This is a genomic window from Marinicella sediminis (genome assembly GCF_002000055.1).
Taxonomy (GTDB): Bacteria; Pseudomonadota; Gammaproteobacteria; order Xanthomonadales; family Marinicellaceae; genus Marinicella; species Marinicella sediminis.
Map to the genome: position 1 here is coordinate 16,950 of NZ_MVBD01000008.1, position 26,435 is coordinate 43,384.

Annotated in this window: 16 protein-coding genes; 8 read left to right on the forward strand and 8 right to left on the reverse strand. The window is 45.8% G+C overall.

What is annotated here, in order from left to right; translation table 11 throughout:
* The first annotated feature begins 165 nt into the window (after window positions 1–165).
* The 4 genes from B0475_RS11725 (at window position 166) to B0475_RS17680 (ending at window position 6,442) form a co-directional block, all read left to right on the forward strand.
* Window positions 166–3,879, forward strand: coding sequence for a DUF2339 domain-containing protein (locus B0475_RS11725; protein WP_077412055.1), 3,714 nt, complete (start codon window positions 166–168; stop codon window positions 3,877–3,879).
* The gene (locus B0475_RS11730; RefSeq protein WP_077412056.1) at window positions 3,872–5,242 is read left to right on the forward strand and encodes a DUF3999 family protein; all 1,371 of its coding nucleotides are present in this window, start codon (window positions 3,872–3,874) and stop codon (window positions 5,240–5,242) included. The genes B0475_RS11725 and B0475_RS11730 overlap by 8 nt, the downstream gene beginning before the upstream one ends.
* Entirely contained in the window at window positions 5,232–5,993 is a 762-nt protein-coding gene (locus tag B0475_RS11735; RefSeq protein ID WP_077412057.1) for a hypothetical protein, read from the forward strand. The genes B0475_RS11730 and B0475_RS11735 overlap by 11 nt, the downstream gene beginning before the upstream one ends.
* 257 nt (window positions 5,994–6,250) lie before the next feature.
* A complete protein-coding gene (locus B0475_RS17680) occupies window positions 6,251–6,442 on the forward strand; it encodes a hypothetical protein (RefSeq protein ID WP_157892895.1) in 192 nt (63 codons plus the stop codon).
* 295 nt (window positions 6,443–6,737) lie between these two features.
* On the opposite strand, the gene B0475_RS11745 is transcribed toward B0475_RS17680, so the two are convergent.
* The 3 genes from B0475_RS11745 to B0475_RS11755 form a co-directional block, all read right to left on the reverse strand.
* A complete protein-coding gene (locus B0475_RS11745; protein ID WP_077412059.1) occupies window positions 6,738–7,367 on the reverse strand; it encodes a hypothetical protein in 630 nt (209 codons plus the stop codon).
* Between the two features lie 395 nt (window positions 7,368–7,762).
* The gene (locus tag B0475_RS11750) at window positions 7,763–12,658 is read right to left on the reverse strand and encodes a hypothetical protein (RefSeq protein WP_157892896.1); all 4,896 of its coding nucleotides are present in this window, start codon (window positions 12,656–12,658) and stop codon (window positions 7,763–7,765) included.
* Window positions 12,659–12,738: 80 nt separating this feature from the next.
* Complete coding sequence (locus B0475_RS11755) at window positions 12,739–15,237, reverse strand: hypothetical protein (RefSeq protein WP_077412061.1); 2,499 nt, start codon at window positions 15,235–15,237, stop codon at window positions 12,739–12,741.
* A gap of 233 nt (window positions 15,238–15,470) precedes the next feature.
* Here B0475_RS11755 and B0475_RS11760 point away from each other — a divergent pair, with 233 nt between their 5' ends.
* The 4 genes from B0475_RS11760 (at window position 15,471) to B0475_RS11775 (ending at window position 18,585) form a co-directional block, all read left to right on the forward strand.
* Window positions 15,471–15,941 carry a proprotein convertase P-domain-containing protein gene (locus B0475_RS11760; protein ID WP_077412062.1) on the forward strand — a complete coding sequence of 157 codons (471 nt, stop codon included), beginning with the start codon at window positions 15,471–15,473 and terminating at the stop codon, window positions 15,939–15,941.
* Between the two features lie 282 nt (window positions 15,942–16,223).
* Window positions 16,224–16,814: a class I SAM-dependent methyltransferase gene (locus B0475_RS11765; protein WP_077412063.1), complete on the forward strand. Its 591-nt coding sequence runs from the start codon at window positions 16,224–16,226 to the stop codon at window positions 16,812–16,814.
* Between the two features lie 46 nt (window positions 16,815–16,860).
* On the forward strand, window positions 16,861–17,619 hold the full coding sequence (locus tag B0475_RS11770) for a hypothetical protein (RefSeq protein ID WP_077412064.1): 759 nt from the start codon (window positions 16,861–16,863) through the stop codon (window positions 17,617–17,619).
* Window positions 17,620–17,622: 3 nt separating this feature from the next.
* Window positions 17,623–18,585: an aldo/keto reductase gene (locus B0475_RS11775; RefSeq protein ID WP_077412065.1), complete on the forward strand. Its 963-nt coding sequence runs from the start codon at window positions 17,623–17,625 to the stop codon at window positions 18,583–18,585.
* Between the two features lie 8 nt (window positions 18,586–18,593).
* Here B0475_RS11775 and B0475_RS11780 read toward each other — a convergent pair whose 3' ends face one another.
* From B0475_RS11780 to B0475_RS11800, 5 genes are all read right to left on the reverse strand, one after another.
* Window positions 18,594–19,778, reverse strand: coding sequence for a YcaO-like family protein (locus B0475_RS11780; RefSeq protein ID WP_077412066.1), 1,185 nt, complete (start codon window positions 19,776–19,778; stop codon window positions 18,594–18,596).
* Window positions 19,779–19,781: 3 nt separating this feature from the next.
* Window positions 19,782–21,020, reverse strand: coding sequence for an aKG-HExxH-type peptide beta-hydroxylase (locus B0475_RS11785; protein WP_077412067.1), 1,239 nt, complete (start codon window positions 21,018–21,020; stop codon window positions 19,782–19,784).
* A gap of 7 nt (window positions 21,021–21,027) precedes the next feature.
* A complete protein-coding gene (locus B0475_RS11790; RefSeq protein WP_157892899.1) occupies window positions 21,028–21,738 on the reverse strand; it encodes a hypothetical protein in 711 nt (236 codons plus the stop codon).
* Between the two features lie 75 nt (window positions 21,739–21,813).
* Window positions 21,814–22,554, reverse strand: coding sequence for a class I SAM-dependent methyltransferase (locus B0475_RS11795; RefSeq protein ID WP_157892900.1), 741 nt, complete (start codon window positions 22,552–22,554; stop codon window positions 21,814–21,816).
* An 831-nt stretch (window positions 22,555–23,385) separates the two neighbouring features.
* Window positions 23,386–26,427, reverse strand: a complete 3,042-nt coding sequence (locus tag B0475_RS11800) for a S8 family peptidase (protein WP_077412070.1) — start codon at window positions 26,425–26,427, stop codon at window positions 23,386–23,388.
* Window positions 26,428–26,435: the final 8 nt, after the last annotated feature.

The following is a 26,435-nucleotide window of genomic DNA, read 5'->3' on the forward strand; positions in this document are numbered from 1 at the left end:
TCCTGGTCTGATTGAGGTTCCTGCTGGTACCGCTTTGGTGTCATTTATTGCTCCCCTTGTTGATGTCAGAAATGATTGATGGATTGTTGGGGGGATGATTGCGACAATCTGGGGTATGATTGTTGATACATTAATATTAAACGTGGATAGGGAGGTTGTTCAGCGATGAAATACATTGGCTTTGTGATAGCGGGGCTTATTTTTGGGGCGTACAGTCGGGATGGCTGGGGTGTCTGGGTCGGTGGGATCATTGGTTTTCTGATTGCCTGGATCAGTTCGCAGGGGAAGCGGATCAATGAATTGGAACAGCGCTTGCTGGATGCTGAGTCTAAACAGGATCCGGATCAGGGCGCGACCACACGGGCATCGACCGATGCCGATACTTCTCCCGGGTTTCTGGCTTCCTGGATCGGTTCTTTGAGCCGGCGGATTGATGAGTTGGAGATCAAATTATTTGGTGAGGCCAGGAAGGACGTCTATGATTATCAGCAGCCTGCTGAGGAGCCTGCAGATGATGTGGCTGATGAAGTTGCTGATGATGCGGTAACGCAAGCAGCCAGGCAGATTCATGAGCCGGCAGTTGAACAGCTCGAAGAGGTGGTGGAAACACCGGAGGCAGCGGAGCTGGTCAGTGAGTCTGTGGTGGATGAGGCTGCTGTGGCTGAGTCCACAAGCGATGCGGTGTCAGCTGATGCAGATGAACTGACCGAAGAGCCGTTGATGCTGTCAGAAGAAGTTTCGGCTGAGCCGACGGCTTTTGAACTGGCCATGTCCAGGGGCTTTGAGAAGATCAAAGACCTGGTGGTGGGGTATTTTACCGGTGGTAATTCGCTGGTGCGCACCGGGATGCTGGTGTTGTTTGTCGGGGTGGCGTTTTTGCTGAAATACGTTGCTGAGCGTACGGTGGTGCCGGTTGAATTGCGTTACATCGGTGTGGTCGGTGGTGCGCTGGTGATGCTGGTGTTGGGCTGGCGTTTGCGGGTGAAGCGTCCTGGCTTTGCTTTGAGTTTACAGGGCGGGGCGGTGGGTCTGTTGTACCTGACGCTGTTTGCAGCGATGCGTTTGCATCAATTGATTCCGCCTTCGGTGGTGCTGATGTGCCTGATCGGCATCGTGGTGTTGTCGGCGGCGCTGGCGGTGTTACAAAACTCCATGGCCCTGGCGGTCATTGGTGTGCTCGGTGGGTTTGCGGCGCCGATTCTGACCTCCACCGGTTCCGGTTCGCATGTGCAGTTGTTTGCCTATTACCTGTTGTTGAACCTGAGTATTTTTGGCATCGCCTGGTTCAAGTCCTGGCGCTTGTTGAATGTATTGGGCTTTGTGGCCACTTTTGCAGTGGGTTCAATGTGGGGTTATCAGTATTACCAGCCCGGGTATTTCAATTCGGTTGAACCATTCCTGATCGCGCACTTTTTGTTGTATGTGGTGATCGCGGTGCTGTTCGCCTTTAAACAGCCACCGAAGCTCAAAGGCATCAATGACGGTACCCTGATCTTTGGCACCCCGATTGTGGTGTTTGCTTTGCAGGCCGGCCTGGTCAGGGACATGGATTATGGGCTGGCGTATTCAGCCTTGGCCCTGGGCGTGTTTTATGTGCTGCTGGCCTTGCTGATCAAGCGTTTGCACAGGCCGTTTTTCAAGGAACTGATCGAATCCTTTGTGGCTTTGGGTGTGGGCTTTGCCACGCTGGCCATTCCGTTGGGTTTCGATGGCAGGGTGACCTCAGCGATGTGGGTGGCCGAAGCCAGTGCGCTGGTGTGGGTAGGGGTGCGACAGTCTCGTTCCTTGCCGAGGCTCAGTGGATATGCGCTGGCGCTGCTCGGTTGTGGGGCGTTCTTTGTCGAGCCACCGGGGACAGGTGATTTGTTACCGTTTTTGAATGCCGATTACGTCGGTGTGTTGATTGTGGTGGCTGCCAGTCTGTTCATGGGTTTGTATACCCGCCAACACCAGGACACATTGTGGCCAGGTGAGGGGCTGTGGGTTTCCCGGTTGATGCTGATCAATGCGGTGCTGTGGTGGGTGACAGGTTCGCTGGTTGAGCTGCACCGGCATTTTCCGGAGCAGGTGTATCTGCTGCAACAGCTGTGGTTGATGTTCACGGTGCTGGGGCTGATCGCCCTGGGCCACAAAGTCCGCGATGGTCTTGTGGTGTTGTATGCACTGTTGATTCAGGTGCTGATGCTGGTGGGCTTGGGAGCCACCCAGGTGGACTTCAATGAGTTGTCCTTGTTCCTGAATGTCGGTTTTGGAGGGCTGTTGGTGGCGGCGCTGTTTTCGCTGGTGATGTCGGTGTTCTGGCTGAAGTATGAATGGCCAGAGTACAGTGAGTCTATCAATCAGCGGTTGTTGCACCGGTTTTTCCTGGCAGCTGGGGTGGTGTTGTGGCTGGTGGCGATGACGGTGGAGATTCAGTTGCGTCTGGAAACCCATCAGTTGTTGTGGATGATGTTATTGATGGCCCTCACCGCGGTGGCCTTGCATGTGTTTGGCAGGCGCAGGCAGCTGGCTGATTTTGTCACCGCAGCGGTGGTTGTGGTGGTGGCGATGCTGATTCCGTTGTTTAATTCACTCATAACCGGCAGGTGGTATGTGCCGCCAGTGGCCGCTGCCGACCTGCCGCTGGTGCATGTCACTTTTGTCTCGTTGTTGATCTGTTTTATCACCCAGTTCAGTTTTGCCCGGATTTGGGATCAGTACATCAGTGGCGATACCGGCACCGATGAGGTGCGGTTGTTGGTCAGCCGGACTTTGTTGCTGTCATCGCTTGGCCTGTGGGTGATCAATGGCGTGATGGAGATCAACCGCTTCATCATCAACCCGTATTGGCTGCCAGCTGTGCTGGCCTGCCTAGCATTGTCCATGGTGTTGTTTGTGTGGCTGGCGCATCGGTTGCGCTGGAACGATCTACACCGGGTGAGGTATCTGATGGTGCCTGTGCTGTTGTTGTTTGCAGCCTGGTTCCCGGCTGAACAGCATTACCATGAAGGCTTTGGCTGGTTGGCCTGGTTACTGGCCTTTGGGGTGAACTACTGGATCCTGAAAGTTTATGAGCCGGACCGCATGCGGTATCTGCCGCAGTGGCATGCGTTCAGTCTTTGGATTCTGTCGTTTGTGCTGATGATTGAAGCCGCGCGGTTGATCGACAGCCACTGGGGCTTTGATAACATCTGGTTTTATGCCTCATTCTCAGCGGTGTTGTTACTGGTGTCGTTTGTGGTGTTTGCATTACGTGATCGGTTGCGCTGGCCGCTGGTGGCCCAACAAGCGGCATACACCCAACTGGCTTTGCCGGTGATGATGTGGGTGTTGTGGGTGTTGTTGATGGTACTGAACCTGTCAGAGCCTGGTGAATCACTGGGGCTGACCTACATGCCGGTGCTGAACATCATTGATCTGGTTGGCCTGGGTGCCATTGGCCTGGCGGTGATGATGCATCGCCGGGATGCTGAGGTGTTTTTCCTGAAAGAGATGAAGCACAAATACATCATTGCGGCGGTGACCGGATTTCTGATGCTCAATGCCACCATGCTGCGCTGTTTCCATTATTGGTATGGCATTGATTACCTGTTGGATGAACTGTTGGCCTCGCGCATGGTGCAAACCGGCTTCAGCATCTTGTGGGCCACTGCAGCGGTGACGCTGATGGTGCTGGCGGCGAAGAAACACTGGCGCCAGGTGTGGCTGGTTGGCCTCGGACTGATGATTGTGGTGGTGGCCAAGCTGTTCCTGGTGGACATGTCGGCCTCGGGCAGCATTGAGCGGATCGTGGCGTTTTTGACGGTTGGGTTTTTGTTGTCGTTGGTGGGGTATTTCTCACCCTTGCCGCCGGATCAGAAGAAGGTCACTGAAGAACAGGAGGCTGTTGCCAATGCATAAATATGCTTTGCTCTTGATGTTGTTGTGCCCGTTGGCGGTTGATGCCGGGTTTCGCTATGCCATGCCGATGATCCTGGATGAAGCCTCATCAGGGTACCGGTTCAATGTGCCCGGTGAGGTGTATCAACGGGTGCATCATGCTGACCTGCGCGATCTGCGGATCACCAATCAGGCTGGCGATGAGGTGCCGATGCGCATCACCCTGAACGAGGACCGCAAGCTAACCAGCTGGTCTGACACCAGCTTGCCGGTGTTTTCCCTGCGCCGCTTGCAGGAAGTACCAGTCACCAGTCAGCAAACCCGCACCAGTTGGCAGGGAGATGAAGAAAGTTTCACCGTCACCACTTCTGAACAACTGCGCCGTTTTGTCCGGCAGCAGGTCGCAGATGATGGGCGCACAGTGTTGATTGATGCCAGCCTGGTCAAGGGTCAGGGCCTGCGCGAACTGGTGCTGGACTGGTCATTTCAGGCTGTGGGTAACCGGGTATTTTATGTGGGCCTCTCAGGCAGTGATGATCTGTCCGCCTGGCGTTCGGTACAGAATCGGCAGAAGCTGATTGAACTGGACACCGGTGGTCGGGTGGTGCTGGAAAACCGCATTCCTGTGGGGCGGGCTGATTTTGCTTATTACAAACTTGAATTTCAGGGTCCGGAAATTCCAACGATTAATCAGGTGACCGCCAGGATCAGCCGCGAGACACGTAACAGTCCGATCAAGTGGCGGACCATCCAGGCCTTTGAAGAACTGGACCGGGAGTCGATGGGGCATGCCATCGAGTGGGATGCCGGTGGTTATTATCCTGCCGAGGCCGTGAAACTGGTGTTTGATTATCCGAATCTGATGGCTGATGTGCGGTTGTTTTCCAGGGCAAACCCTCAGGCCCCGTGGCGACTGGTGACTCAAGGGCCTGTGTATGAGGTCGGGGACGGTGAATTATCCATGTTCAATGATGATTTAAGCTTCCCGACCAACCAACACCGCTACTGGCGCCTGACCAGTGATTCTGCAATCAACAGTCAGTGGATCACAGGCATTGAGATGGCCTGGCGTTCACACCAGGTGCAGTTCCTGGCCCAGGGCGAGGCGCCATTCACCCTGAGGTTCGGTTCAGCCAAAGTCAACTCATGGCCCTCAGTCAAGTGGTACCAGACCCTCACCCAACCGATGAAACACAGCCTGTTCTCCTCAGCGGTGTGGCTGGGTGAAATCAGCCAGCTCGTCCATGCTCCAGTGGAGCAGCCTGAAGAACAGCAACCGGACGACAGCAGTCGCCTGGTGTTCTGGGGCTTGTTGGTGCTGGTGCTGACATTTTTACTGGTGATGGCGGTTCAGTTGTTGCGGGAAGTGGGTGATGAGCAGTGAAGCTTTAGTGTCACTGCCAAATTGGCCTGAAAGAAATATTTTTCACTTTTTTGGAAAGAAAGTTAGGGTGTTAAAATTATCAGGATTTATGCGTTGTGATAGGGTTAATTTACTATTGTTAAGTTTGAGTGATATGAATGTCAGATTGATATGGTGCCTATTATTAGTTATACCTCTTCAACTTAAAGCAAACGCTTTCTCAGACCTTGCCATCGAGTTAGAATTTAATGAAATCGCAGGCGTGGTGACTGAAGCTCAAGGCGAATTTGTGGCGCGTGTCACTAATCTTGGGCCAGATCCAGCGGGGCTGAACGCACCATTCCCACACCCTATTGCATTTTTATCAGATGTCGTTCAGTTTAATGGCAGCACAGGCCCTGAAATTAACTTCACAGCTGCTCCACACAACGACAACCAAAAGTGTTTTTTTGTCACAGTTATTGGGTCTCCTCCGCCAGGTGGTCATGGCCCTGTTTATGCCTTTGATATCAACATTCAGTCTGTCGAAGTGAATGAGACTGTTGAATGTTTTGGCCGGTATACAAGGAGTTTTGAGTCAGGTGTCAGGGAAGTGGGGTGGGAGATTCGCAACTTTGCAGATACAGATCCAAATGACAACAACAATGTCCAATCCATTACCTTTGGCTTTCCACCAGAGAATGTGCCAACTATTGGTTATTTCACCTTAAGTTTTTTAATGCTGGCGATGCTTTTGACAGGGCTTAAGTTTATCCTCTCACGGAATGGCTGATGGGGTGATCTTTGTTGTTATGCAAAAATGAATAATATGTAATAATATGGGTAATCACATGCATTAACTTTTTGCAGGGCCCTAAATGAAAACAGCACATCTTCTTTTTATACTTTTTACTTTTTGCATCTACTGGCGTCTGACCAGCGATTCTGCGATCAACAGTCAATGGATCACAGGCATCGAGATGGCCTGGCGCTCACACCAGGTGCAGTTCCTGGCCATCGGTGAAGTGGTACCAGACCCTCACCCAACCGATGAAACACAGCCTGTTTTCCTCAGCCGTGTGGCTGGGTGAAATCAGCCAGCTCAAAACAGCGCCGAAAGAGGAGCCCGAAGCAGAGCCACCAGCCGACCACAGCCGCCTGGTGTTCTGGGGTTTGTTGGTGTTGACGGTGTTGTTGGTGATGGCGGTGCGGTTGTTGCGGGAAGTAGAGACAACAAAATAATACTGGTACAGTTTGTTCGTAATATGTCTGAGTTGTTAGTTGTTGATCAGCCATCAGAGGTTCTGTTTGATATTTCGTTTATTACGGGATGCCAAATCAATGGAATCAATCAAAGGGGTCAGAGTCATTGATTGTCCATTTAAAACCATGATTGTGGAATAATCTGGTGATTGTTGCTGTGGTAAATGTCTGAAATAGCTGTATGATAATTCTTAGAGAGCGCCTGTCCGCGCTTATAACCAACTAAACTACAGGTGAACCGACTTTGGTCAGGTGATGGGTGTAGTCTGGTGGTCTACTGGTAAACTAATTTTTTCGGCAAAATGTTGATTTTAAAATATGTGTAAGCAAGAAATATCAAAACCATAAACAGTAGTGAATAATTTGCAAGTGTAGGAACCTGAGGAACAAACCCTCTAAATGTCATAACAAATTGATTATTTGAATTATCTGGATCCGTATCAGCCGGATTTCCATTATTAACACCCCAGACTACTTCATTAATGTTTCCCGGTCTTGTTACTACAAAATTCCCATAACAAGTAATTGAGGATCCTGCCAATAATTCAGATATAGTGAAAAACCTTATCACGACAACCGGATCACCAGGCCTTGGGTCTCCAATCAAAGTTCCAAAACCACATTCTTGGGAAACATTTGAGTTTATTGAAAAGTCAACTGTGCTTGAATCAATGAGTGGAATTGAAGTTGATACAACAATTGGTGTTGCAGTAGGAGCGCCGATACCAGCATCCCCTGGACCATTGTTTATGACCATAATTTCAAATTCACCTTCATCTCCAACTTGTAGGTTTGCAAAATTTTCTGGTGAGGTTTGCAGTTCTAAATCAGCATCTGCAGACATTGCTATATCCCAAAAGCTAAGAAGATATAAAATAAAAATATGTTTTAATATTGAAATCATTGTGTGTCAAAGTTACTTGAAAAGATAAAATCTGGCCTATCAAAATAACCTTCCATAACAGAAGCCAATAAATCTATTACTTGTGCATTATACCTGGTTAAAGCGTCACCAGTTGGAACACCAATTAGTGTGACATTGGGATTTGAAAATACAATCTTCTGGTTGTATCAAAATCGACTGACATTATTGAGACGAAAATGTTGTTCACAATAGTTCCGAATGCCTGAGGATATCCATTATTGATAACTGCAGGTATCCACCCGACCGGTAATAGGGAACCTGGGTTTGGGTCTTCTATTGCAACATGGTTTTCACCTAAAAGGTGGCCCAGTTCATGAGTAAAAGTATCGTCGACAATGGTGCTGACGGGATACAATTGGTGGATTACCCTAATTTTAAGGTCTTTGATTTTTTAAGTAGCTGATCAATAACATCTGAATGGTGTGGCCCATGTGATTGCGTCTGTCATTGAAATCATCGAACAGATAGTAAAGGTTTCTGATTTCTTCATAATATTTTTTACCCATGGTTATCATACTTTCACAGTTACTGATCATTTTATCTTCGACTTTTTGTAACCAAATTTTATCTGACTCAAATAAAGTGGCATTTGATTTTGTAACCACTCTGGCACTCAATGCCACTTCGGCAAAGGTAAAGATGAATGGTGCGTCGTAGATTCTGTATTTGGCCATGATGTCAGAAAAATATTCGAATGGACGGTTGGACGTGTTTGCATTGCCTGCATCACGGTTCAGTTCATACATGAAAATCAGCCAGTTTTTGGTCCTCAGATGATTGACCATGGGGTAATGATGGGTCATCAGTAAACGCTCCATGGACGTTATGATGTTCTCATGATTGAGTTCTTCTTTTGTGCATTCAAAATAATCAGTGTATAAGTTTGCAGTTTCTTGTCTGGTTTTAGAGAGAAAGTCAGAGGGTGCGTTACTTTTTATCAGGAAATCCATGATAAACAAAAATGACAGGGCAGAACTCTGTATTTCGGGTCTCAGTCTTGGTTTGGCAATGCCGCTGTTGAGGGTTGATGGTGGTTTAAATCCACATTTTGATTTCAATGTTGAATTGATGCCGGATTCTAAAAGCCGCCATCCCAGTCCAATGAGAATTTCGGTGATCTGATTGGTTTTGGGGTTCTCCATGGCTTTGATGTAGAGCATAACCAATATCAGGTGAAATTGTTCATGGTATTCTTTGGAAGCATATTCATTGTATCCTGCTTCTGATAATGTATTCACGCCCGAAAATGAAGCCAATAGACCGGTCAGCAGGGTTTTTTCAACGGAGAGCAGCTGATTTTCAACAATCAGGTCATGGGTTTTACCGTCAGCAACTTTACCGAATAACTCAGATGCTTTACAGATAGAAACATACCTGCCATTGAGTTGAATGTTCAATTCAAGATCCGTATCCTGCTTCTCATCTTGCTCCAGGAAAATCCATTTTTTCACATCTTCAGAAAACACTTCGAAAGCTACAGATTGAACCTCATTTGGCTTTGCAGCATCATGAGCCAACAAATCAACCAAATTAACCGATGCCACCAAAGATTCGCCCAGGTCGAGTAAATTGGATGACAGTGCCAGTGATATATGATCTGGAAATCTAACGCTTTGTACAGGCAATGAATTCTGGCTGGCCAGTGCTCTGCTTTGTTCATACAGCCTGATTTCGTGGAGGGATATCCGGTAATGATGAATGCCCCGATGGAGGTAGTCATTGCAGTGTTTTTCATCTGGCAGTCCTTTTTTGCCCTTAAAAAAGTACAAATCACCTGCTTTGTTGTGAAACTGTGATTTCAGGATAAAAAAATTGGTTTCAGATTGTGCAGAAAAACCTTCGCCTGAAGAAATGGTCAATGTTTTGCCAGAGATGGCTGTGCGGAATTCCTGCAAGCCTTGTTCCAGGACATCGATGCTTGAATCTACTCCATTGTGAAGCTTTTCAAGGATCCAGACTTCAGCAAAAAAAGCTTGAAAGAGGATGTTAACGTGTTTGACCACAACCAGGCGCTGACCTTTTTTATTCAGTTTGTTTTTTATGATGTCAGTTTGTTTTGTTTGATCAACAGCAGGCGTACCCTTTGTAGAACCTGAGTTGTTATTTGACAGTTCACCCAAATAGCTTTTGAACAACAGGCGGGAAAACAATCGGGCATCTTTGTATTTGGTAAATGCATAGATCAGTTTGTTGTCTCTTTCATAGGTCATTCCAATTTGTAACATCAAGCCCAGTCGTTCGATTCCCCACTTGATGTTGTAATTCAATAACTTGCTTTTCCAGTTGCGTTTGATTAAGGCGTCATTCAGCGGACTTTGACCATTAATCTGATGCTTGGCTATGAAATGGTCATCCAGAATTTTGATCGCAGCGATGTAGTGTTCTCTGGCGTCTTCAAACTCCCTGTCGAGGTCATACAGTTCTCCCAGTCCAACCCGGTAATCGGTATTCAATGTGGTGTTGTCATCCAGTTTTCTGCGGTAAATGTCTTTCAGATCGCCTGATTCATCCAGGGTGAAATTATAGGAGGCGCTGTCTGCGTCCGATACTTTAGACAAGTAAGCAATTTCTTTACTGACGTCGCTTCTGAACCTGAATGTATACAGGCCATTGAGCACTTTGTTGAGGTAAAAGCCGGTGAAATGATTCACCAGTTTTTCAAAGATATTGTGCAGTTCGGGTAATTTATGGATGTGTGCCAGTTCATCGAGTCGGAACAAATGCCGCCAGGAAAAGGCATGGGCATTGAACTTCAGGACAAAGTCAGACAGATAGAAAATGGAAGTGGCCATTTTGTCATCGGCGTTGATCAGGTAATCACCCAATTCAATTTCTATCAGATAAAACACTTCAGCCACGAATTGAATTCTGCATATGTCATTTTCAGTGAAGACCAGCGCGTCATCAAATTCATCAAATCCAGTCATTGATTCGATGTTCTCGAGAATGAGTCGTTTCAACTGTTTGGGAACACCACGGCTTTTATAGGTTAAAAAAGACACGTAGTCGTTGATGTACCGGTTTTGATCAACATCGTTGTGAGGAGTTAATCTGGTAATGTGGTTTTCATCTGATAACGTACTTACGTGTATGGGATAGTCCTTATATAGCGGGGTATGGTTGAATAACAGGTATTCTTCAGAGAGCAGTTCTTCATTTTTTTCTGAGAACAAGCTGTTTCGGTTTTGATGTCTGACCAAACGCCCTTCAAATTTCTTAATTGCTTTGAAGTGGTTTATTTTGAAAAATTTATGTATGTTGTCGCTTAATCTGGCGCCATCCTGATCAGAGTGATCAGTCAGCAGCGATGGTATGAAAATTTCCTGTTCAAAAATGCTGGATAAAAAATGTTCTCTGGCATTGGCGTCAGCCAACCACTGGTCACGCATGTCACGCCCGGCGATAAAAATGAATTTAGCCGGTGCGGTGGTGATTAAGTTTTTCATATCGGAAAGTAAGCGGTAAATCTGTTTAGCCCGGGCCGCTTCATTTTCGGTGAAGTTCCTTCTTTTGTCATTGGGGTGTAATTTGTTGTGATTGTCCGAATGGTCATGCAATTTATCCAATTCATCAAACACAAACAGAATGTTCGGGGAGGGCTTGGAAATGACTTTTCCGGGTGAGAAAAACCAACCCTTCTCAGATTGTTTCATCAGATTGAGTAACCAGATCAGCTTGGTTTCTACCAGCCTGGAGTTAAGCGGTTCCCTTTCATTCAATGCAATGACTTTGTTTTCCAGGGATGCGCCCCGAATCTTGAAGCCCATACCACCCTGTTTGGTTTTGATGCTTTTGGTCGCTAATTCTTCGATCAGGGTATCAATCCTTCTCAGGTTTTCTGAGCTTCTGGAGAGTTTTGCTTTGATGAATATCCAGTTCAGTAATACAAATATGATGGTCACACCAGCGAGGTCCAGTATGCTGAGTGAGGTTTTATTATTGTCAGTAAACATACTGACCAATGTGGCACTTGAGTCTGCCTGAACTTTAGTTTCATAGTTATTCAGCGTGGCCATGAAACCAGTCAAATTAATTGTATCCAGCGACATCCAAATGAGCAGTGCTGCGAGGAAGAAAAAAGCATGTCTGATGAACAAAAAGCCATAATTATTGCTCTGAAAAATTTCTCTGTATTTGTTCCTCAGGTCGATGAGCATTGAAAAAATGATGTTTGAATGATTCAGGTCACTGAATCCCAGGTTGATGTTGACGTGTATGGTGGGTGCATAATGTCGCAGGATGACCGAATTCAATGTCCACTGAGAGAGGTAATTGGCCCGGCGGTTGTACCGTTCTTTTGATTTGTTGATGGGATTGGATGATTTGATGATGTTCTTAATTAATTGACGTTCATTGAAGTAACTGCGCACCAGTATGAACATTATAATGAAAAGAAAAAACCAGCTCTTATCAAAGTCAGTCAAGAACCAATGAAGCAGTGTTTCTTCAAAAAAATATATGAAAAACACCGTTAACACAGTGATGAGGATGGCGAAAAAAGTAAACTGTGGTTTCACTGCATAAGAAAGCTCTTTTTCCAGTTTTTTTCTCAAATGACATTTGTTGTTGATGTATTTTCGGTTGAAATAAACCACGGTTAAAAAAAGCATCGTAATGCTGACTTTCAACCCAGCGTTGCCTGATGGGGTTGAAAACAGTGGGCAATAAAATAACAAATAGTAGTGGATAAATTTGAGTGATATGGCAGCCCCGACCAGTGTCAAGAATGTGCTCAACGAACATAAATGTAAGTAGAGTCTGGAAAGTTCAGAATTGTTATCAGTTTGCGGATAGTGCTCATAGTCTGTCATTTGATTGATACGAACCACCGCTCTTTTTAACAATCCACCCCAATAAATCATCAATAAAAAGGGCACCATTCCGATCGTCCAAATGATGTGGTTGAGTAAAAAATTTGTGGTATTTATGGATAATAACTCATAGAAGAGAGTCAGCATGACACTGATGATGATGAACACCAACAGGATCATCAGCTTATCACCCCAGTTAACCGAATAGCCTTTGAGTTTTAGCCGTTCGTACAGGTTGACGTTCATTGAACCAATGACGTTTTTGACAAAGGTGGATTTACCAACACCCCGGGCACCGGTGATCAGGATGGAGCCACTGGGTTTCAGGGAGGTGAGCCAGCGCATCAGTTGTTGACGTTTTTTCTCCCTGCCCAGGTAAACTTCATTTTGTGGGAATGTTTGCCGTCCTCCTTCAATGACTTTTCCAAATGGTATGATTTTTCTTGTCTTTTTTAGCATGTGATTTTTATTTTCAATATCACCAACCAACCTGAATGCAATGGTTAAAAACTTGTATCGGATTGAGCCATCTGAATTAATTATTCAATAGTCTGGTCATCATTAGAAGATTGAGTGGTGGCAGCTGGTGATGTTTTGGGTGCCTGAAAAAACAAACCATTGTTAACTTCAGGGCCGTTCAGAAACTCAGATCCAATCAGCTGTCCCAGTTCTCTGTAGACTTCGAATTGTTGTTCATCATAAAATTGATCGCTGGTGCTTTGGTGAGGAAATTCAGGGTGATTACTGGCGTATGAAATGATTTCAGCAGAGATGTTGGGGTTTTTGTTCGCGGACAGTAACACCAATTGACCTTCTTTATTATTGGGGTATACAACCTGGGCAATGGCGTAGCTTTTTGCTGACAAACCGGTTTTCGGATCTGGCTTCAAGGCATTGAAGTCAGCAGCCTTGAAGTGAATCCTGGTGCCAAAGTCTACCCGGGCTTTTTGGATGAGGTTAGCCAGGTCTTCGAATTTATAATCTGGATCGGCGCTGGCCAATGAAATGACTATGACATCAAGTTCTCTTCTGATCAACTCATATGCCCCGGTATTATCAAAGTGACCGCCATCGGTAAGTTCCAGCCAATATGCCTTGCTGTGTAAGCCACGGCCAAATAATCCCTGGCGAATGCCTGGGATGATGAAATTAGCCCTGAACATCGATGTCAGGAAGAACTTGATTTTACTGGTTAATTTACCTTCGGTCATTTCGGGATTGGGTGCCCAGTAGCCCAGTCGGATTTGTAACAAGGCAAGGATGAATGACACCAGTCTGTTTTTGGTCACACCTTTCCCGCTTACTCCGGAATTTGGGTTAATGGCAGCCCCGGAGATTGACACTGCAGTGGGTAGGTTCATGCGGCCATTGAACCACATCTCAGAATTAAGGTATCCGGTGGCCTCGCTGCCACAATAGGCTGGTGAAATGATGAAATTATCGCCGCCGCGGCCTCTGTAGCGTTCTTCATCTGAGTCGACCAATACCACATTGGTGTTAATGATGTGAAAAGGCCTGATATTTTTGAAGGCTGTAATGGGGGTTTTATCTGCCTGGTTGGCCATGCCCCACTGTCCCTTCTCAATGGATTCTTTATTGGGCATAAAGGTTTCCATGATCCGGTCCCGGTACATGCGGCCAATGCCAAAATAATTCAGGTTGATGAAAATGCTGATGAAGATCACGATTGTTATGAACCACAACAAATGGGCTTCAAGCATGGCATGATGATAAAACACAAAGGTGTACGCGCCCAGAAACAAGCTGAAGATCAACAAAGCAGATGAAACTATGATGAGTAAATTTGTGTTGATACCCCTGTCGACTTCTTTGCTTCGACCTCTGGTGAACTGGAGGACACTGCCCATTAATCCCGCCAGGCCGGCGATCAGTGAAGTGGTTTCAGGTTCAATCAAATGAAGCCGGGTTAGGTTGAACAGATAAGGTAATGCGGTGATCAGAGCCAAAGTCAGTGTGATGCCAAGGATCAAGCCGGCACGTTGTTGTCCTATCAGTCTGGATCGGTAGTTATGTGATGAAATTCTATTGCTCTCTTCATTGAAAATGGTGGTGATCAAAGCAATCAAACTGAAAAATGTGATGAAAAACAGACAAAACACCACGACCATTGAAGTTTCAAGATTGGTTTTAGCGTCAAGCAATGAACCCCATTGAGGCCAGGTATTGTTGGTGTATGAGATCGTCACGATGGTCATGGCAATGAGCCACAACAAACCCAGGAAAGATTGGGATTGTATGACCGCCAACAAACCGTTGTTAAATTTCAGTGGCTTGAAACTACCGATGTATGTGGCCACCGGATACAATAAGAATACGGAGCCACACAAGCCCAGGCTGATCAGAAAGAAGGATGGTATGGAATACAGTTTGGTTTGGGTCATGGCCACTACCTGACCCACTTGATCAACTGATTCAACTTGAGTAGCCTCAAATGACAACAGTCCTGACGCCCGGAAAACAAAGAACAGCAATACCAACAGTGAGAAATAGACCAGAAAGCTGGTGAGCATATTCCTCAGCACAACACTCAGTAAACTCAATGAACTGATTGACTTGGGTTTGAGGTAACTGCCGTGTTGTCTGACATAATCCAGCCAGGTTTTGTTGTTTAATCTGTTTCTGGCTCCTCTGGAAGTGCTTAGTTCTTCATCCAAGTCATGGCCATTGCTTTTTAACCAGGTCAGGGCTGCTCCAAGGTAGCCACCGCCTGAAACAGTTGAAAGGTATTTGAAAAGGCGTGCAAAAGCTCCAACATGATGATTGTCCTGATGGTTCAGGAATGCCTGTATAACACCAGTGGCAAACGATGCTGATCTGATCCCTCCACCTGATAGCGCCAATCCCACTTTCTTTGGTTTGTTTTTATTGAGCTCTTCAGGAGTTAATGTTTTGGATTTAAAATCCGATTTTATTTCTACTTCATCAGTCCTGGCTAATATGGAGTTTTCCTGAGCAATCACCTGATCAGCCAGTTGATAAAATTGCTCGGATGTATTCGTTTGGTTGGTTTTATTCATTGTTATTGCGCCCCCGTTAATAACAATCATATACCAATATGTTCAATTAAGCCGGGAGTAATCAATGTTTTTCTTGTTTTTTTGCAAGTTGGGATAAATTCACAAAACCGCCATTTATGGAAACTTACCTGCTGAACAATGTACATAGGTTTTCTCAGTATAAATTCATGATTGTGGATCATTCAGGTGATTGATAAGGGCAATTGTCTGATGTGGCCGTATGACATTACTTAGTGGGTAATTGTCCGTGTTATTTGAACCTCACGACCGCCATCACCCATACATTTCCGGGAGACCTTGACATGACCCTTACCTCACCTGAAGGTACAGTGGTGACCATCAGTACCGACAATGGCGGTGGCAGTGATGATGCTTTCAATGGCACAATTTGGGATGATTCTGCAACAACATCTGCCAAAGTCTTTGTTTACACCAATGGTGTGCCTGCTCCATCATTGGTGGTTGAAGGCGCCATGGGTGCCTTTATCGGAGAAAACCCGAATGGAACCTGGTCTTTTGATGTGTTTGATGATGCCGGTGGTGACACAGGTACTTTGGCCTCATGGGGACTGGATGTCACCACATGTGCTGGTGCGCCACTGGTGGCATTGCCTGTTCCGGGTAACAACAGATTGGCTCTGTTCCTGTTGACTCTGATGCTGTTGTTTGGTGCATTTTGGGGCTTGAGAACATACCACAGCTGATAAACTGGCTACATCATACAGAAGAAACAGCCGGGTCGGCTGTTCAGCAATCTAAAAAAACCAGCTTGAGTGATCTTGCTGGTTTTTTATTGCGGGAAGCCGAAGGTGGGCAGTAAACCGGAAAAATAATGAGGACATTTCTTTGGGAGTGCCTGTTCTGCTTATTTGTGCTGTTAAAGTGTCGACAACACTTGTCCTTATGTCACAGTAATAGGCCAAGTCTTTTGTGGCTTATTATGAACATAAAGGTATAATAATATAAAAACATAATGTCTTAATCCTATGCACTACAGATCATATATCGGCAAACCTGATGGCTATGACATATTGGCTGCAAACCAATTTGAAGTTTTAAACCACTTGGGGCTGAGAGAGTTCCACAAAATACTGGATTTGGGCTGTGGATCTTTGAGGTTAGGTAGAATACTCATCCCATATTTATTGAAGCATGGTTACTTTGGTGTTGAGCCCAATATCCAGTTAATTATGGATGGAGTAGAGAACGAACTGGGTTGGGATGCCATTAAAATCAAGCAACCACAGTTTTTGCCAGTCGAAGACTTTTCTCTGTGGCGTTTAGCAACACAATTCGATTTTGTTATAGCTCACAGCATTTTCACACATACTTATCCCGAATTGGCTGTTCATGCTTTACAGAATGTTAAGCAAGTGCTTGCGCCACGTGGTCTATTGGTCTGTACTTTTATTGAAGTGGATAAGCAGCCTTTTTACAGCAAGGAGGGGTGGGAATACCCTGTTTGTTTGGGCTATACAAAAGAAGTTATTCATTCCTTTTTTGACAAGGCAGGTTTCAAAGGAGAGCCATTGAATTTCCCCAACCCCTGTCAATCCTGGTGGCTGGGGTATAACTGACCCAAGATATACACACCAAAACAGTGAACTATGAAGCAATAGAAACATGTCCATAAACAGACAGATTATTACCAATGCTCACATTGAAAAGGTGTTTCATGATTCCAACGTGATGAGAATGTGTGAAATCAAATGTTCACGATCTGTGTATTTAAAGCATCTGGGGCAATACCTATACAACTCCAGACCGTTTATGTGTGACACCGGACTTCAGGCCAAAAAAGTAAAATCAGACTTGGATCATCAAATGATTCCCATGCTTTTTGAGTCTCACATTTTAAAGAGAGACTACCGTACTTATTCCGAATCTGTGCTGCAACTGTTTCAGGATTTGAAGGGCTTGAGCGGCATCAATCGGGTATTGGTTTCAGTGAGAAACTTTTTTGCCCCAGGGGATCTTGTGTGGCATGTAGATCGTTCAACTAAGCGCCGTGCCATCAGAGTCATTTGGCCATTGGCCCGGGACCACGGAACCTTGTATACACCGACTGAAAACATTGATTTGGATATGCACACCGCTTACATGAACCGTGAACATCCTTTGTTGAGTCTTTTAGACCGTCAAGTATTTGACAAAAATATAAGCTATCGGGAAAACTGGCATCACCGCCCGTATCAAGTCAATGCAATGCTTCATTGTGATTTTCCATTCATTAAAGATGCAACAAAAATCAAAGAAGCCGACCCTGACAGCATTGCTATTCACAGATTTGATACGGGCAAGTCTGATGGAACTTATCATTGCTCGTCGTCCAGGAATGAAGTGACTCCAGGATTGCAAACAATATTTACCGCAACAGAGTAGATTATGCGTTACAGAGAATTTAAACGGTGTAACACCAAAGTTTCAGAAATTGGCTTTGGTACTTGGGGATTTGATACACAATTGTGGCGGGATGGCAATGTGCACGATTTTGCCAAAAGTCTCAATATAGCTGTTGAGCTTGGAGTGAATTTGGTCGACACGGCTCTCGTTTATGGAGATGGCCAGGCAGAACAAATCATTGGAAAAGTCATCAAGTCTTTCCAGAACCGAAAAGAACTTTATGTGGCGACAAAAGTGTCCCCCATGATGCCAATTTCTATTCCATCGCCGCATATTCACGCAGATGAGGCATTTCCCAAAAACCACATCAGAAAAGCGACCGAACAGTCTTTAAAAAATCTAGGTTTAGAGTGTATCTTTTTGCAACAACTCCATGCATGGACACCCAGGTGGCTTACTGAAGGAGAGTGGTTACATACGCTGTTAGAACTTAAAAAAGAAGGTAAAATACAGGCCATTGGCGTGTCCCTTCACGACCATGATTGCATCAGCGCTGTTGACTTGATCAAAAGTGGATATGTGGATTCAATACAAATTCAATATAATTTATTTGACCAGGGACTAGATCGATACATTGGTGATATCGCAGCTAAAAATGGAGTTGCTGTTCTGGCCCGTTCTCCCTTGTATGCCGGAGCACTGGCAGGTAACTATGCCAGTAATCAACAGTTTAAACAGGGGGACTGGCGGTCTCATTTTTTTGAAAATCAACATCTGACTGAAGTTAATCAAAGAATCGCTCGAATTCAGCATGATTTCAATTTACCGCCAGGTGCACTGGCTGACTTTGCCTTGAATTTTGCCGTTTCCAGCCCTTACTTAAGCTCGGTACTGGTAGGAATGCGCTCACCACTTCGGGTGTACGACACCATCAATATCGCTCAGAAACCTTACATGTATGATCATGTGAGAGCGTTTTGTGGTCGATATGATTGGCTATCCTGAGAATGAATTCATCCTATTGGGTGAGGGAGGTGGTTGAGTTGTTCCGACATCAAGCCAAGATCCTTTAATCTTTTACCTCCTGTATAACGGTATGCGTGATTGTATTCTTTTCTAAAGGCGTGAGGTACGATCACGCGACAGACATAAAATCCTTCTGTCCGAAAATCTGGGGGTGTCGTGTCCACCAGCAAGGGTCTACCCAGCCCTAAGTTAACACAAGCAGTCAGTGGATCATGATTTACATTTCGCTGAGTCATCATGTGAGTTGGTTTGTACCAATCCCACACTTTTTTACCATTGAACCATCCCCATAAGACATGATCTTCGCTGGACATGATTTGATGAGTAAGTTGCCTGTTTTCCTGACTCATTAATAAAGCTGACCCTCTGAGCATGAGCGCCTCAAGTGCCGATTTTTGAATGTCCTGCTCTGTACTGCCACCGCAAGCCACGCCAATTGTGGTGCGATATAAATGATCTGTAAGTAAAGTAATGACAACACGTATGCCATGTTCGCTGCCAATGTCCAGCAAACGATAACTGAGGTTTTGAATTGCGAACTCATCCTGTAAGTCAGGATGTAATAATGTTCGATCTAAATTGATTTTTGGGTAATTTGGCACTTTCCAGGACAGCATCAAAGCATCCCGCTCCAAAACTTCGCACAATGCCCTGTCTGTGGTTTCGGATTTTCGGTCTGAAAAACCGGCCGCAAATCCAACCCCATCCGTTTCAGGCAACGGTAAAACACATTCGCTGAAAGATTTCCACCAGGGAAATACAGCTTCTGCTGGTATGAAATGTATAGAGCCGTCGACCAGATCCTGGGCAGCAACACTCATTGTTGGCTGTCGACTTCTGAGCTTTTCCAGCCATTTAACCTGTTCATCAGAATAAGGAAAGAATTCAGCGAGAGAACGATTTGATTCCACAGATTTGGCAAGTGTCTCCATTGCCCAAAGAGACAGGCCAGCACAGCGTTCGACCCCTTCCATAAAACACTTAAATCTTGCGATTTCTGGGTTAGACGACATGCCTGCAAAAATGTGTTTTCTGCCACCTTGACGGGTTTTCACCTGAAGCTCAAAAAAAGCCCCCCAAATATTGTGAGTTTGTCCTTCACAATATACCGGTATGTCTTCAATGGATTGATATTGAGCAGTTCTGATCGATGCTGGTAATTGTAGTTTCAAAGATTAAACCACGTAATCGTTTCCGACACGCTTGTAGTAGGCCGGGTCGGGTTCTGGAAGCGTTCTTTTGAACCAGTCAAGCACATGACACATCCCGGCATAGAGCGCTTGGCCTTCTTCAGTAAATGAGGCGTATTTAGACAGGGAGTCCATACCCTCAATGAAGCCCAACAAATGCCTATGCAGCCGAAAATACACTTCGTCTTCTTTTGAAAATTGGACCTGGTGCTTGAAGAACATGACTAACCTCATAAATACAAATGTCGAATGAAGTATGCCAATCATTGGCCTGGGGTCTTTTCTGATGGGTGATGGTGCGCCGTAAAAATCCGGATTTTTCAAAACAGGAGAAACTTCATTTGCTGTGTGGAGCAAAATGTGTGCGGACTCATGAATTAAATGGTCTGCGAAAGTGTACTTTGACCACTGTAAGTCCAAGTTTAAGAACGCAACACCATGGTAGGCAATGTCAGAACCGCCCACAAATCGGTCACCACTTAATAAGGCTATGGCATCCATGAGGACATTAACTTCGTCGAAGCGTTCCTGTCCGCTTTTTATGATTAACTCCACACCGTTTTTCAATCCATCCTTGAGTACATCCACCTCGGGTTCGTGCGGCATTCTGATATGTAAATTTTCGGCATTGTTAATTGGTTTTGATGCAATGCCATCAAGTTCTGCCAGGTATTCATTCAATACACTTGAATGAGAATGGATGATGATATCCGTTTTTTCTACTTTGTTTGTATTTGCTTTGCGAATATCTATCAGCTGTCTGATGTCAGCAGTATTGACTTGATAAGACCTGCCATCAATACAATGCAAAATCAACAATTCATAACCAATGCTGAGTTCATAAACAGGAACAGAAAAGACATAATCGGCTTGCGGAATATGGCTTATTGCATGAGGAATAGCCAGATTAATTTGCTCATCAGGTTTGATTGTAATGATGAGCTGCCCAACCATTAACTCAATTAACTTATCAATATAAGGCACTAACGCATCATGTTTGAAATGTTGGGGGGCATTGGATAACCAGTAATAAAGTGGGGCACCAATTGCATAACGATCCCCTTGCTCTGCATTCATTTTTAGATAATCAAAACAATTGACCAAAGACCGATGATGAGCCTCAGAATGAGCGCAAATACGCTCTATGTCTGAGATAATAATGCAATCCAGCAATCGCCTCAAATGCTCCGCCATGTTGGCGGACGGAAAAATAATGGGATGCATCTATTATTTATTTCTTTTTGGCTTTGGGGTTTGCTGATTTGGTGTCAGAGTCATTGTTTTCCTCCAACCCGGCAGCCTTTTGCGCCTGTTCCAAAGCTTTCATTGCCTTTTCAGGCCCCAAAACGGATGCCAGTTGAATGAGCATCGGTTGCAGTAAATTCACGCCACCATCGACGCCATCTGCAGGATCGAGGGCATTCAATCTGTTGTCATTGTCAGGGCGGTAGCGGATCATAGCGCGATCAGGTCGACGGGTGTCAACATCCGGGCGGTAGCGGATCATGGCGGCATCGGGTCGACGGGTGTCAACATCGGGGCGGTAGCGGATCATGGCGGCATCGGGTCGACGGGTGTCAACATCCGGGCGGTAGCGGATCATGGCGGCATCGGGTCGACGGGTGTCAACATCGGGGCGATATCGAATCATTGCACCATCTGGTCGACGATAGTCAACATCAGGACGGTAGCGGATCATTGCGCCACCAGGTCGACGGGTGTCGACATCGGGGCGGTATCGGATCATGGCAGCCGTAGGCCGACTGTCCGTATCCGGACGATAGCGAATCATGGCACGGCTTCTGGTATTCTGTGCTGAAAACGCTTGGTCTACTGCGTTATAAATAAGTGCGCCAAGGTTGCCAGAATGACCCAGATTGTCATCAAAAACGGCGTCTTCCAAGGCCTCTATTCTTCTTCTAAAAGCGTTAAGTTGTCCCATTTTGCCTCCCTAAACAATTAAAAAATAATCACACGTAAATCAATATACTACATATTTGCACAAATTGCATGAAAATTATTTAATACTTACCAAGACCAATGAATGAGAATCATCATCATATTTAGCGCCACTTAAACTGCCATAGGTCTTTACCTTTTTAAAGCCCGATGACTTTAGGCTGTTAACGAGTTCATCAGAAGAATATAACCAGTGTGAAACCGTTTCTGTTGCCTGTACTTTGCCATTCTTTAACAGTGTCCATGTAAAGCGATTCTTCCTTGAGCCAGCTTTATATAAAGATGTTTCGATCAAAGTGTATTCGCCCATATTGAATTCTCTTACTGGTTCCCGGTTACGTTCAAAGGCCTCCAGGGTTATCAGCTCCATAATGAACTTTCCTCCGTTTTTTAAACTGAGAAATACATTATCCAGCACCTTCGTGTTATCTTCTGGAGCTTCAAAATAACCGAATGAAGTCCACAAAGACATAACAGTTTCAAATTGTGTCTTGAAAGAAAGATTTCGCATGTCATTGTGAACCCAGGATACGTTTGCTTGTTTCTTCAAAGCGGCTTCTTTTGCCTTTTGAAGCAAATATCTTGATTGATCTAAGCCATAGACGTCAAACCCCAGGAGACTGAGTTCAATAGCGTGCCTGCCAACACCACAACCTAAATCCAGAATTTTCGAATGGTGCGGAATGGAGACAAGATCAAGTAACTGTTTCACTTCGTTTTTTGCATCTTCGACTTTGGAGTCATTAAACAAAACGACACCAAAGGTTTGCCAAAAGGATTCATTTTCATACCATTTCATGTGCTTATCCTTGAAAAAATTGATTTGACCATTTTGTATCCCATAACGCTTGCTGTGATTTTGCCACAAGAACCCGTGATCTTTTCCAGTGTTTATCACATGATGATTGCGCCATTCAATTGGTTATATTGTAATCCCCATTCCTAACCGACTTTATATAAGGTTCACATGGTCCTGGTAAATCGTACAATCCTGCCCAGGTCATCAAGACCCTTTGGTCAGACTAATTGGCATTGTTATTGACCTTCAGGACGATATGAAAGTGGTTTGACATCACTGCATAGGCACAGATGTCAATGCTGAATAATTTAGCCAGGTATTTCATGCGTTCAACGACCCACTTCCGTCGATGCTCGAAAGTTCGCCCAGAAGCATGATCATCACCACACAGGAAAGCCCTGCGGACGCATCTTGAGACGACATGATAATAGGGCGTTTCTTCCAGACAAACTTGGTATAACCTTGCCAGTCCCATGGTTTTCTCGGTTTCAAACCATGATTTTCAGAAATTCAGCTGGAAATAGCTGTGGCAAATGTATGAAGTGTACGTATGATATTTCTTATGGATTGGTAAGGCCTGAGTTTCCTACACACTCTTTGGGTTCTCAAAAAACTTCTGTTCATAAACCGTCGGTGTCACACGACCATTACTGGTGTGACGGCGTTTTGGGCTGTAGAACATTGCTATGTAGTTAAATTCATCTGCCCGTGCCTGAGCACGGCTTTTGGACTTCTTTCTTCAAATTATTATTGATACAGCGAATTGGGAACAAGGATAAACCACAAGCCAGCATGAACTGACTTGTGGTTTTGGGTTTTTGGCGTTTTGGTTTACTGCAATAACCGAGAAATGGAAGCATTGTTTTTATACAGCCCGCCGCCGGGGGTTAATGGGTAAGTGATGTCAAGATCGGCCGTGGTATCGATGCCAAAATCGATACTGAATGGTCCGGCAGATTGGCTGGACAGGGTGCCGCTGGTGGTTCTTGGGTAGCCGGTGTGGTGTTGCATGCCGTATGTCAGGTTACCCAGGGATGAATGTACTGAATGATCAGAGACCCATCTGCCGATGCCGTTGTTGTCATAATAATAAACCACTGCAAATGATTCTTTACTGGATGCTTCATGGGTTTGTAGTGAGATTCCCCAGCTGCCAGAATGGGTGGGCTCATAATACACGCCAGAGTGGAGTGCCGGCAGGGCGGGTGTATCATTGCTGTTTTTAAAGATGGGTTGAATACACCAGTTGCCTGATTGACCATTGATGTTCCAGTAGAACGAACCCAGTTGCATGCGACGGTCTTTGCCTGCACAGTGGGCATTGCTGTTAACCTGGGTCTCGCCGTAATTCAGGCTGAAATTACCCACGGTGGTGTGGGTTGTTGATTGGCTGTTAAAATCATAAGTGACCTGGTTGAGGGTTCCGGACATTTGGTTGTTGGCATAGGTGCTGCTGCCATAAAACCATTCCGGGTGGCCGTTTTGGTCGTATGATGAGAAGTACAGGTAGTACGTCGAACCGCTTTGTGAAATGTGTATGCCATGGCCACTTCTTAAGGTGTCATAACTGAAGCCCCTGACAGGTGTTGGGTATGATGTTTCAAGCAGAGCAGGGTCCTCAAACAGCACATTTTGGCCGACATGCTGGTCTTCATCCGCAATGAATACCATGTCCGAGATGTGACCGGTGAATGATTGTCCCACGGGGATCCGGTAAGTGACCCAGCCAGTGCCAGAATAATTGTGATGGCTTTGATTGCCGTAGATTTCGGTGCCATCAACCTGCCACACCCTGGCCGGTGTTACTGAGTTGCTGCCTGCCATGATGAAGCCGATGCCGGATATTTCGTTTTCCTGACGGTTGGATTTGAATTTAAATTCCAACACCGTGTCCGTTGTGACCTGGTAATCATAAGCTATTTTTTTCCATGAATTGCCCATGAATTTAAGCCGGTTGTTGTTAGTACCCACCACCACATAAGAGGTGTGTTCGAGGTCTTCGCCATTGCCATAGCTGAGTAATGGTTCACCCATGAAAGGCGGCTGAGCTGCAGTGGCCGGGCGTGTAAAGCATTGTTCATTGCTTTCTATGCCGTCGCTGACAACCCAGAAGCACAGCCCATTTTTGTTGAATAGATTTTGTAGATACAAATTCTGAATGGGAAATTGCAGCCTTTCCTGACCGTTGTAATCTGAGCGAACGTAAATGTCGTTGCCAGCAAATTCGGCCAATACGGGACTGTTGGCTGCATTTGCTCTGACTTTAACCGAAGCATCGGCTGCGAAATTGTTCCCCAACATGCGGATACAGTAGTTGTTGTTACACACCGGGTAGGCATCTTCCAGCACCGGAATGATGCTGCTGATGGCCTGGTACAGATCAGGTTGAGGCCCGATGTGACCGGTATCACCTGTCACTTGTGGGGTGCCGGTGGAACTCAGCAGGTTGCGCATACCATAAGAATCATATTTTGGCTTACCGGCATTGTCAGCGATGCTCTGAATGGTTGCTGCGGCGCCAACCACGATGGGTGATGCGCCGGACGTGCCGCCAAAAACAGCGGTATACAAACTGTCTTCTGAGCCCACATTCTGTAAGTCTCCGTAGCCGGTTGTGGTGATGTTTTCACCCCATGCATGGACATCCACCCGGCTACCATAATTGGAAAAACAGGCCCGTGTGCGAGAGGTTGAGAGACTGGCACCAACGATGATGGCCCCAGAGTCCTGGACTTTGCGATTAAAGGCGCCCTGATAAATGGGGTCATCCAGATTTACGCTGCCATTGGCTCCTGCCTCGATGACAATGATGCCATTGGCGGTGGCTTGTTTGATTGCTGCAAATACCGCCGGTTCACTTTCCACAGGAACGTATCTGCAATTGTTGCTTGTGCACACACAGGTGTTGCCGGTTTCAGGTCCGTATGACTGCATTTCCAGCAGCATGATGTCTCCGCTGGCCATCGATGCCGCGGCACTGGTGATGGCACTGGCACGGCCTTGAGTCTCTGAGCGGAAACCCATGATGGCCTGATCGGCAATGCCTTTGATTCCCAGTTGATTGTCCTCAGCGGCGATGATGCCGAGTACCGCTGTGCCATGATCCCGATAGCCGGGATAATGGTTACCTGCATCGTCAGCAAAGACCGGCAGGTCTTCATGGGTGGTGTTGAAAGAGTATTCAACATCAATGATTTTGATGTTTTCACCCTGACCATTTGGCAAGCTCCAGGCAAACTGGGCATCGATGCCATTGGGCGCAGGTAACAAGTAACCTTGTGAAGCGCCGAAGTCCGGGGTATTGGACTTGACCAATGGTGGTGGTGCCATTGATTCTGCATAGGCCACTTCAATGATTTTTAATTGGTTCAAAGCCTCAATGAGTTGTGCCACGTCCTGGTAATGGCTGCCTTCAGGCAATGGAGCAGAATGGAATAAATTCAAATCCACTAAGTCCTGCCGGACGTTTCGTTCAGCATTGATTCGGCGGTTATCCAGATAGTCTTCTGCCAAAGTTGCGAATGTTCTCTGAGCGGTCAGCTGGTGTTTTTTTAATAATCCATCAACGACTTTCAGGCTGTCATTCACCTGCTGAGCTGAGACTTTCTTTGTGGCGAATTGATCAGGCAGGAACGTGGTTTGGTTTTGTTGAATGGCGATGCCACTTCCTTCAATGTATTTGATGGTAATCGCAGTGACTGAGGTTGTATCTGGTAACACCAGTCTGGCATATTTCATCCTGGGGTCAAGGTCATACAATGAGTCAGTTTGGGCCTGTGAGGTGAAGGTGAACAGCGTCAAAAGTATCAGCCAGGAGATTTGTGGCAGGACACGATTGAGCCGTCTTCGGTGTGTTTGAGCTTTGTCTTTCATGAGCTTTG

Excerpts from the sequence above, each read along its gene's own strand:
- B0475_RS11770 (WP_077412064.1), top strand. The coding sequence starts at position 16,861 with ATGTCCATAAACAGACAGATTATTACCAATGCTCACATTGAAAAGGTG.
- B0475_RS11790 (WP_157892899.1), bottom strand. The coding sequence starts at position 21,738 with ATGGGACAACTTAACGCTTTTAGAAGAAGAATAGAGGCCTTGGAAGAC.
- B0475_RS11745 (WP_077412059.1), bottom strand. The coding sequence starts at position 7,367 with ATGATTTCAATATTAAAACATATTTTTATTTTATATCTTCTTAGCTTT.
- B0475_RS17680 (WP_157892895.1), top strand. The coding sequence starts at position 6,251 with ATGAAACACAGCCTGTTTTCCTCAGCCGTGTGGCTGGGTGAAATCAGC.
- B0475_RS11800 (WP_077412070.1), bottom strand. The coding sequence starts at position 26,427 with ATGAAAGACAAAGCTCAAACACACCGAAGACGGCTCAATCGTGTCCTG.
- B0475_RS11725 (WP_077412055.1), top strand. The coding sequence starts at position 166 with ATGAAATACATTGGCTTTGTGATAGCGGGGCTTATTTTTGGGGCGTAC.
- B0475_RS11750 (WP_157892896.1), bottom strand. The coding sequence starts at position 12,658 with ATGCTAAAAAAGACAAGAAAAATCATACCATTTGGAAAAGTCATTGAA.
- B0475_RS11755 (WP_077412061.1), bottom strand. The coding sequence starts at position 15,237 with ATGAATAAAACCAACCAAACGAATACATCCGAGCAATTTTATCAACTG.
- B0475_RS11775 (WP_077412065.1), top strand. The coding sequence starts at position 17,623 with ATGCGTTACAGAGAATTTAAACGGTGTAACACCAAAGTTTCAGAAATT.
- B0475_RS11785 (WP_077412067.1), bottom strand. The coding sequence starts at position 21,020 with ATGCATCCCATTATTTTTCCGTCCGCCAACATGGCGGAGCATTTGAGG.
- B0475_RS11730 (WP_077412056.1), top strand. The coding sequence starts at position 3,872 with ATGCATAAATATGCTTTGCTCTTGATGTTGTTGTGCCCGTTGGCGGTT.
- B0475_RS11795 (WP_157892900.1), bottom strand. The coding sequence starts at position 22,554 with ATGAAATGGTATGAAAATGAATCCTTTTGGCAAACCTTTGGTGTCGTT.
- B0475_RS11765 (WP_077412063.1), top strand. The coding sequence starts at position 16,224 with ATGCACTACAGATCATATATCGGCAAACCTGATGGCTATGACATATTG.
- B0475_RS11735 (WP_077412057.1), top strand. The coding sequence starts at position 5,232 with ATGAGCAGTGAAGCTTTAGTGTCACTGCCAAATTGGCCTGAAAGAAAT.